Genomic DNA, 8,873 nt, shown 5'->3' with positions numbered 1-8,873 from the left:
CTGTTTGTAGTGCGCGCTGGAGTTCTTGTGCAGGCGACGACCGAGGGCATCGTAGGCGTAGTCCACCGCCAGGCGAGCATCGTCGAAATGCACCAGACGGTCGAACAGGTCCCATTGCATCCGACTGTAGCTGCCGTTGTGCCAGCGCTGAATCTGGTTGCCGCGCTCGTCGTACTCGTAATGAGTGCCAGCGTATTCGCGCAAGAGGTTGTCGAGCAGTTTGCTGCGCGGCGAGTCCTGATCCAACGGTCGGCGGATTTCTGCAGTCTTGTCGTCGAGCAGGTTGCTGGCCGGGTCGAAGGCAAAGGTTTCCACGCCGAGGCGGCTGGTGGCGCTGAGCAGTCGGCCGACCGGATGATTTGCTCTAAAGCTAGAGGAGCGTCAGCTAATCACAGCCCCCTTTGGACCGCTGGCTATCAGACTGGCACCACAGGCGGTTTTCATGCCATCTAGTGCCACAGCAATTCCACCGACCGTGTAGGTGCTGCTGCCCTCAGCGATGGGAAAAATGCCTTTGCACAATGGGCAGCTGACCTGGTGGCCGACACCGGCTATGGGTTTGCCGTTGAGGTCGGTTTGAGAGAAAGCTTCAAGCACCACGCCTCCGTGAGAGGTTGAGTCGCCCATGCGGATGATATCTTTCATGTTTTGTTTCCTCCGTCGTATTTGAGCGCACTGCCAAGTGAACCTCCTCCCAGGGTAAATTCGGATTACTTCGATAAGGCAAGGACAGTCCCCCCCTAATTTAAGTACTTATGAACTCGGATGGTTTATCAACCATGACCCACTCCGCTGACTCGCCCGCAATAGAACTAAACTCGTCGAAGAAAAAATCTAGGCTGCTTGAAAAAACATCAAATGCACCATATCCGTACTCGCCTGAAATTTTCGCAATCGCCACATAATGACAGGTATTTTTTAGAAGCTCATATACGTCCAAACTTATTGAAAAGCCATCACTCAGCAAAAAGCCAGTTAGCATAGCAGGCTCGGGTTTTTCGACACCTCGATACCTCGATAGCACTGCATATCTTTTGATATCCTTTTCGTATTGCCTATGCGCACTGACTGCCTCTTCGAACTCCCCTCCCTTATCTCTAAACATAAACAGAGGCATATAATTTAGTTCTTTTGTCGAGGGCGACTGAAGCTTTCCGTCAATATCAACGTAATAGCAACTGGAAACCAGCGATTTGATCGCAGCGCAGCCTTGAGAGGTTTTATCGAACCCAACAGAACCTTTTTTATCAACAGAAGCTAACAAAGCAAAGTCATCATTATTCTCCGCAGGAATTTTATTAATGCGCTCGCTTGACGCCTTTTTAAATTCGTCGAATTTTGATCGATAACATAAAATCCTGTAGTGCTTCACGCTACATCGCTCCTGGATAAGTGAATACTTTTGCTTCTCCCTTTTTGTTCTTCGCATGAACATGAGGGGTGCTGTGATGGTCTGGGTGCCCCTCTCCAACCATATGAGGATGGCCATCCGGATGATCAAATACCTCTGATCCGTCGTAACCGCGCCGTCCCAGCGTTTTGACGCCACGCTTTTTCAGGCAAGCACAAAAACGTCCCTCGCTGTCTCCGTTCAGTTCTTGCGCGGCAATATCTTGGCCGCCTCTTCCCACTCTTGGAACCTGAGCGTGTTGCTGCGCTTTCCTCATTGCACTAGCGCGGCTATTCGTAGCAATAACAGTATCCAACCCCAATGGATCAATCCACTCCACCGGGTTCGGTGCATACCTGTAAAGGTTCAGCCCCCCTTCATAGCGTATCGGATCCTGCGAAATGAACCGCCCAACCCTTGGATCATAATACCGGTATCGGTTGTAATGCAGCCCCGTCTCATGATCGTGATACTGCCCCTGGAACCGGATCGGGTTGGTCAGGCCATGCTGCTGCGCCAACGCCGAGCGTTGTTCGCGCACTTCGCCCCAGGCCTTGTACTGCGCACTCCAGGCTATGTCGCCATTGTGGTCGGTCAGTTCCTGTGGCGTGCCCAAATGGTCGCATTGATACCAAGCCAACATATCGAACGGCTGCGCAATCGGCTTGTGATTCCACAACGGATCGTCGTCGAGGCTGTAGTCGCCGCTGTAGTCCGGCTGGCCTAACAGAATGATCGGTTTATGCCGCAAGGCCTGGGCCACCGGAACGAAGGAGCCGGGCTCGAAGACGTAGTGCACCGTTCTGCCGGCGCCACCATCGGCCTGAGCCGGGCTGCTTTCCCAGGCCAGGTTGTCGCCATCCCAGCCATACAAGGTAAAGCCGCAACCGAGTTCACGTTGTCTGCGCGCATGTTCATTGCGATTCCATAAAGAACCGGCTTCCGGACGCTGTTTGTAGTGCGCGCTGGAGTTCTTGTGCAGGCGACGACCGAGGGCATCGTAGGCGTAGTCCACCGCCAGGCGAGCATCGTCGAAATGCACCAGACGGTCGAACAGGTCCCATTGCATCCGGCTGTAGCTGCCGTTGTGCCAGCGCTGAATCTGGTTGCCGCGTTCGTCGTACTCGTAATGAGTGCCAGCGTATTCGCGCAAGAGGTTGTCGAGCAGTTTGCTGCGCGGCGAGTCCTGATCCAACGGTCGGCGGATTTCTGCAGTCTTGTCATCCAGCAGGTTGCTGGCCGGGTCAAAGGCGAAGGTTTCCACGCCGAGGCGGCTGGTGGCGCTGAGCAGTCGGCCGACCGGATCGTAACGGTAGGCCAATGGACCACGGCGGCTATCGTTGATATCGGTCAGTTGGCCAGCGGCATCGTATTTGTATTCACGTTTGAGCAGCGTGGACTTGTCGTCACTGCGTCCCAGCAGTTGCTCTTGCAGACGTCCGGCCGGGTCCCACTTCTGGGTTTGCAGCAAGCGGTTACCCTGATGGCGGGCGACTTCGCGGTGCAGATCATCGCGCTCATAACCGATCAGCTCATGCTCATCCAGACGCAGGCCGAGCAAATGGCCGCTGCCGTAGGTCAGCCAGCTGACGCGGTGGCCGTCCGGGCGCACGGTGGCAACGCGCTGATTGAGCACGTCGTACTCGTGTTGCCAGACCGCAACCAGTGGTTTTTCCAGGCCCAGGTAATGCTGATGTTCACGCAGCAGGTTGCCGGCCGGATCGTGGAACCATTGCAGACGGCTGTCGGCGTTGTTGGCCAGGATCAGGTTGCCGTTGCCATCGTAGGCGAAGGTTTCGCTTTGCGACTGCTCGCCCAGCGTGGCGCGGCGTTCGGTCAAGCGGCCCATCGGGTCGAAGCTCAAGGCGATGCTGCGTTCACCGTTGAGCGTTCTGGCCAAGCGACCGCTTTCGGGGTCGTACTGATAACGGGTGGTACGGCCATCGAAGCCGGTTTCTTCCAGCAGCCGACCCACCGGGTCGTAGAGAAAGTGTGCGCGTCGCTCGTTTTCGTTTTCCAGCGCGACCAATCGACCGAGGCGGTCCCAGCGGTAGCGCAGGGTTTGTTCGGCGGCATCGACCCGTTCGGCGATAAAGCCCGCAGCGGTGTAGCTCCAGGTGGTGCAGCGATCCAGGCCATCGACGTGGGCCAGCAAACGGCCCTCGGCATCGCGCTCGAAACGCTCCTCGGTCTTGTCCGGATGTTTGATCAGCGCCAGTTGTCCGGCCTTGTATTGGTACTCGGTACTTTGTCCCGCCGCGTCAGTGAAGCAGATCATCTGCCCCAGTTCGTTGTATTCCCAGGCGCTGGTCTTGCCCGAGCAATCGACGTACTCGACCAGTTGCCCGGCGTCGTTGTAGTCGAGAGTCTTTTCGTTGCCGTTGGCGTCCTTGATCGCGGTGGGCTGGCCGGACTTGTTGTAGGCGTATTCGGTTTTGTTACCCAGCGGGTCGAGCGCTTCGACCAGATTGCCTTGGTCGTCATAGGCGCGCTGCCACTGACCGCCCTCGGCGTCGCTGATCTTGATCAGCATGTCCTGATCGTCGTAGGCGTAATGCATCACCGTGTGATCGGCGCGGATGTGCTTAAGCAGATTGCCGCGTTCATCGTAACTGTAGCGATCCGTGCTGCCGTCGGCATGAACATGACGCACTACGTTTTTCGCGTCATCGCGGAAGAACCATTCCGAGCGTTCGTCGGCGTAGCGGATGCGGTAGGTGTAGCCAAGAATGTCGTAGTAGTGCCAAGTCTCGTTGCCGAGTGCGTCGGTGRCATACGTCAGACGAATATTTTCATCCCATTCCAGACGCGTGTCGAAACTGCCGTCGTCGGCCCATTCGCGCACGGCTTTGGCTTTGGCGCCCTGGCCGTCCCACTCCAGATTCATGCCGCGACCGGTGCGATCGGTGTAACGGGTGATCAGGTGATGCTGGTAGTGATACGACCAAACTGCGCCGTTCTCGTCTTGCGCCTGAATCAGGTCGCTATACGCGTCGTACTGGTAGGCACAGAGTTGTCGCAGTGGAGCACCGTCAACGATTTGCCAGAGGCCTGTCAGTCGGCCGTGATCGTCGATCAGCGTGCCGAGGTGCAGATGGACCTTGCTGATGTCGTTTTCCTGATAGGTGATCAGGTCCGAGAGCACCGATTGTTCGCCGTGCCGATGCTCGTAATGCAGCATGATCCCGGCGCCGTTGCGCAGCGAGATGTTGGTCAGCACATAACGCTGGCCACGGCGGACGTAGGTTTCCTTGCGTTCGAAACCACGGCACAGCAATAGCTGATCTTCGCTGGCACGAACGAGGGTGATGTTTTCGATGGCGTCGTAGTGAAACAGACCGACTTTGGGCAGTGGATAGCTGTGGTCACGGCCGTCGGCGCCGTAGAAGGTCAGGCCATCATCCACGCAGTCGAAACGTGTGGTGAACTCGCTGATCCAGCGGGCGCCGAGTTCGCTCTGATCGTAGGCGTCGAGGCGTGAGTTGTAAGTGCGTGTCCATTCGATCGGGAATGGGCCGGGCAGGCTGAAATCGGTATGGCTGAGGCTTTCCGAACCCAAGGCGAAATTGATGCTGAAGTCCGTGCTGCATTCACAGGGACCTTTCTTCGGATTGGGCGCTTTTTTCGCTGGAGCTTGCTTTTGGTTAACACCCAACTGGCCCTCTGAAGCCGTGTGCGTGGCCTGACTGGTCTTCTCCGTATGGACCGCGGTGCTCTGGCCATGGGCATTGCGCTTGCGCCACAGTGTGACGGCGCTGGAGAGGATCAGCAGCAGCCAGCCGATGGAGTTCTGCACCGATTCATCGTCGAGTTTGCTCAGTTGGGTGCGTAGCTCCGGGCCCATCGCGCGCAGTTTCGCGGTTTCGGTGGCAACCTTTTTTTTGATTTCGTCGGGTAGAAGATGATCGGCTGCCCCGTTGGCGAGACCCTTGCCGGCAGCTTTATAAGCACTGGCGGCGGCCCCGAAAATGTTGCCAATCGCCGCGAGAGGATCGTTCAGTAACTGGTCACCCGCAGCGCTGATTTGTTGACTGGCAGCCTGGGCATCCCCCTTTGCGTCGAGCTTACCGTTGGCGACCGTTTCGAGGCCTTTGGCGATCTCGCTGATGACGTCTTCGCCCAGCTTGCCGGCGTCGGCGAGAATACCGGGCAACTTGCCTTTGGCCTGTTCAACGAAGTCGTCGAGGGTGCCCATGATAGAGGCGTTCAGATGCCCGACCAGCACCTCGATCACGGATGCACTGAGCAGCATTTTGCTGGTAGCCCTCATCTCTTGGCGTACCAGAAACAGGGTCGGGCGCAGGGTCATGCGCGCCGCCGCCATTGCCGGTGGCAGTGGCAACACACCGATCAGGTTGATGCCCAGACTGGCCCAGGCAAGCAAGTCACGTTTCTGCGCGTTGGACAGGGTAACGATGTCRCCCAGCGCGTCGACTAGCGCCATGATGTTGCCCACCACCGGCAACGCACCGGCGACATTCTTGATCCGGTCGAGGGTGACGACGCCACCGCTGGCGGATTGCAGCCAGGCGTCGAATACCGCCGCACTGCTGGCAACGTCCTGGATGTCGATGGCGCTCAGTGGAACGATGGCGACCTGAGGTTCACGTTTTACAATTTCAGTGGTCATGACAGCATCTCACCCGCCAACAGGCCCGGGGTTTTAAAGGAGGTCTTGGGAGGGGTTACCGCCGGCAGACTCGGCAGCTTGCCGCTCTTGCTCGCCGCACCGAGAATGCTCGACGCACTAGGCATGGCGGCGCTGGCCAGCTTGGGCAATCCGGCCGCGCCGCCCTGCAGCGCGCCTTGGACTTGCTGCGCCGTTTGCATCGCGCCCTGCGCGCTCTGCATCGCACTCATCCCGGTCTGCGCCAGATTCTTGCCCTTCTCCAGCACGTCCCAGTTCTTGCTCGGCAGTACCTGCGCGACCATCGATTGCACCTGGCTTGGAATGTCCTCGGCACTCGGCGGTGTTAACGGCCACTCCGGCTTGCCGATGTAACTGCCATCGCTCCAGGTGTTCGCCGGGTCCTTGCCGAACAGCACGCGCGCCGGCCCCGGCGCGGCGCCGGAGACCGTCGCAAAACCCTTGCCGTCGAGCGTGCCCTTGAGGCTCTTGCCCAACGCATCGATCACTTCGAAGTCGCCACCCTTGATGCCTTGGCTCCCGGCGTACTGGTTGAACAGTTCGAGGTTGCCTTTGCCCGGCTTCGGCGGTTCGGGGAACGCGCCGGCCAGACTCTTCGCTCCGGTGTAGGCAAAGTTGGCTGCATGAGCGGTATACGGCCCGGTGGTGACGTGGGTAATGCCACCGGCGTTGTAGGTGGTGGCGCTGCCGCCGCCCTGGATCACCAGTTCGGTCTTGGCGGTGATGGTGATGCGATCCGCGTTGGCGGTGATGTTGAGTTTGGCCAGCAGGTTGATGCTGTCCTTCAACGCGCGCACGTCGATGTCGCCGGAGGCCGCGACCAGACGCCAGCCCATGCTCTGCACGAACAGGCGCATGCCGCGACTGGCGCTGGCCAGCAGGCGTTTGCCGATCGACAGGCTGGTGTGACCGGTGCTGCTCAGGGCCAAGTGCTCGCCAGTGGCGATATGGCTGGAGCGCGGGGTAGTTAGCGCGATGCCGGCCGGGCTCGCGAGCACCAGATGCGGTTCGGTGAATTCCGGGAATTCGTTGGCGCTCATGTTCGCCGGACCGCTGCCAAGAATACCTTGATGCTGGCTGTGCAGGGCCTTGGCCACGTCATCCTGATCGCCCGGTTCCTGGGCTTGCAGTTCCTTGGCCTGCATCGCGAAACCGTCCTGCTGATCGGCGGCGGTGGCCAGGCGTTCGGCGGTTTCCGGGAGGTCCTTGTGGTGCTTGGATTCGTTCGGTCGCGGTTCGGTGGTCACCAGCAAACCGGCCGCCGCGCGCACCGCGCCATGACGGTCGGTGCGCAGTTCAAAACCCTCGCCGCGTGGCTGGCCGCCGGACGGGCGTGGATGGGTCAGATAGCCGAGGTTGATCGCACTCGCGCCATGGTCACTGCGGTGCTGGCCTTCGCGGTCCCAGAAGAACTGCACCATCACCCGACCGTACTGGTCGCAGAAGATTTCCTCACCTTCAGGCCCGGTGACCACAGCGCTCTGGGTGCCGAGGACTTTGGGTTTCGGGTGCTCCAGCGGCGGACGGTATGGCACGTTCCACGGGATCGCGCTGAACTGGTTGCGGTAACCCTGGTGGAAATCGTCCTTGAGGTCGGTGACGTCGCTGGTCACCGACTCTTCCAGCACCTGCGGTTGTTTGCCTTCGTGGCGGATTTCGGTGAGCAGCCAGAGGTCGTTCCACGCCGGGTTGGCGTGGTCGGTCAGGGCCAGGAAATGCCCGCTGACCAGCAGCGGCTGATCGCTGCGACCGTCGGCCAGCCGATAGTCGCTGCGATGCCGTTCCAGGTTCCGATTGGCCAGGTGCTTGCCACGCTCGCGGTCGACGAAACGCCCCGGATAATCGTAATCCTCGAGGTCCGGTTGGGCGGCGCTCTTGGCGTCACTTTCCAGTTCGATACGCGGCTTGGTGAAGTCGTAGTCACGGCGGGTGACGCGGCTGGTGCGGGTCGCCAGACGCAGCCCGAAGCGCTTGATCATCGGCGTGTCGGCGACCAGTCCCGTGTCCTGCTGATAGGCCACCGGCGCGAGTTTCGGGAACACCGTCTGGTCGTCGCCGAATACCAACAAATGGCCTTTGGTGCTGTGCTGGAAGTGGTAGTGAATCCCCTCCTCTTCGCACAGGCGCTGGACGAATTGCAGGTCGGATTCGTCGTACTGCACGCAATAAATGCGCTCGGGATACACCGCAACCAGCTGGAACTTGTGATCGCTGGCCAGAATCCCGTGCTCTTCCAGCACCTGGGCGATGATCTGTGGCACGGTCATCTGTTGGAAGATCCGCTGATTCACCCGATGGGCCAGGTAGGCCAGTTGCGGGCGCAGGGAAATCCGATAGCGGGTCAGGCGTTTACCGGCCTCGCCCTGGGCGATGCTGTAGACCAGCCCGTGAATGCCGGTGCCATTTTGTGCAAGCTGTAGAAAAGCCAGTTTGTGCAGCAGGCTTTCGAGGTCGAGGAAGGATCGTTCGCTGACCAGCTCCAGCTCAAATTCGAATGGCGTATTCAGGGCTTCGCGGCCCTTGAAGGCCAGGACCTGAAAGTCCGCCCCTTCGAGGGTCAACGTGAAATGGGGCTGGTTGGCCGGTGAGAACATCCCTGGTTCCTCGTGCAATGCAGCGGCGTCCCTCGACATCCGAGTCGGGTATCAACGAACGCAAAAAAATCTTGAGTGATGCAAACAGCATCGACCAGCAGCGCTGGCCGATGTTTTGAAACGGTCGGCCAGACTTAGCCAGCGACCGGGGAACGCCAGTCATCGGAACCCGAAGTACCGGATACTTCGTGGGTCCAGGTGATTTTGCGGTAGGTGAACTCTACGTCTTCCAAGTGAGTGA

Annotated in this window: 4 protein-coding genes and 2 pseudogenes; all 6 read right to left on the bottom strand. The window is 59.1% G+C overall.

Annotation, left to right across the window (positions count from 1 at the left end; genetic code table 11):
- A pseudogene (locus AC1DH9_RS16450) lies at positions 1-354 on the bottom strand (hypothetical protein); the annotation flags it as partial.
- Positions 355-381: 27 nt separating this feature from the next.
- A complete protein-coding gene (locus AC1DH9_RS16445; RefSeq protein WP_427542892.1) occupies positions 382-645 on the bottom strand; it encodes a PAAR domain-containing protein in 264 nt (87 codons plus the stop codon).
- A 100-nt stretch (positions 646-745) separates the two neighbouring features.
- Entirely contained in the window at positions 746-1,372 is a 627-nt protein-coding gene (locus tag AC1DH9_RS16440; RefSeq protein WP_427542895.1) for a hypothetical protein, read from the bottom strand.
- Position 1,373: 1 nt separating this feature from the next.
- Positions 1,374-6,020, bottom strand: a complete 4,647-nt coding sequence (locus AC1DH9_RS16435) for an RHS repeat-associated core domain-containing protein (RefSeq protein ID WP_477808433.1) — start codon at positions 6,018-6,020, stop codon at positions 1,374-1,376.
- Complete coding sequence (tssI, locus tag AC1DH9_RS16430; protein ID WP_477808432.1) at positions 6,017-8,632, bottom strand: type VI secretion system tip protein TssI/VgrG; 2,616 nt, start codon at positions 8,630-8,632, stop codon at positions 6,017-6,019. Before tssI ends, AC1DH9_RS16435 begins: the two co-directional genes overlap by 4 nt.
- Before the next feature lie 134 nt (positions 8,633-8,766).
- Positions 8,767-8,873 (bottom strand): annotated as a pseudogene (locus AC1DH9_RS16425) (Hcp family type VI secretion system effector); the annotation flags it as partial.

The sequence above is a fragment of the Pseudomonas sp. 05T35 genome, from assembly GCF_056396605.1.
Note: the sequence above shows the minus strand (reverse complement) of the source record. Positions and strands in the feature narration are given on the sequence as shown.

Excerpts from the sequence above, each read along its gene's own strand:
- tssI (WP_477808432.1), bottom strand. The coding sequence starts at position 8,632 with ATGTTCTCACCGGCCAACCAGCCCCATTTCACGTTGACCCTCGAAGGG.
- AC1DH9_RS16445 (WP_427542892.1), bottom strand. The coding sequence starts at position 645 with ATGAAAGATATCATCCGCATGGGCGACTCAACCTCTCACGGAGGCGTG.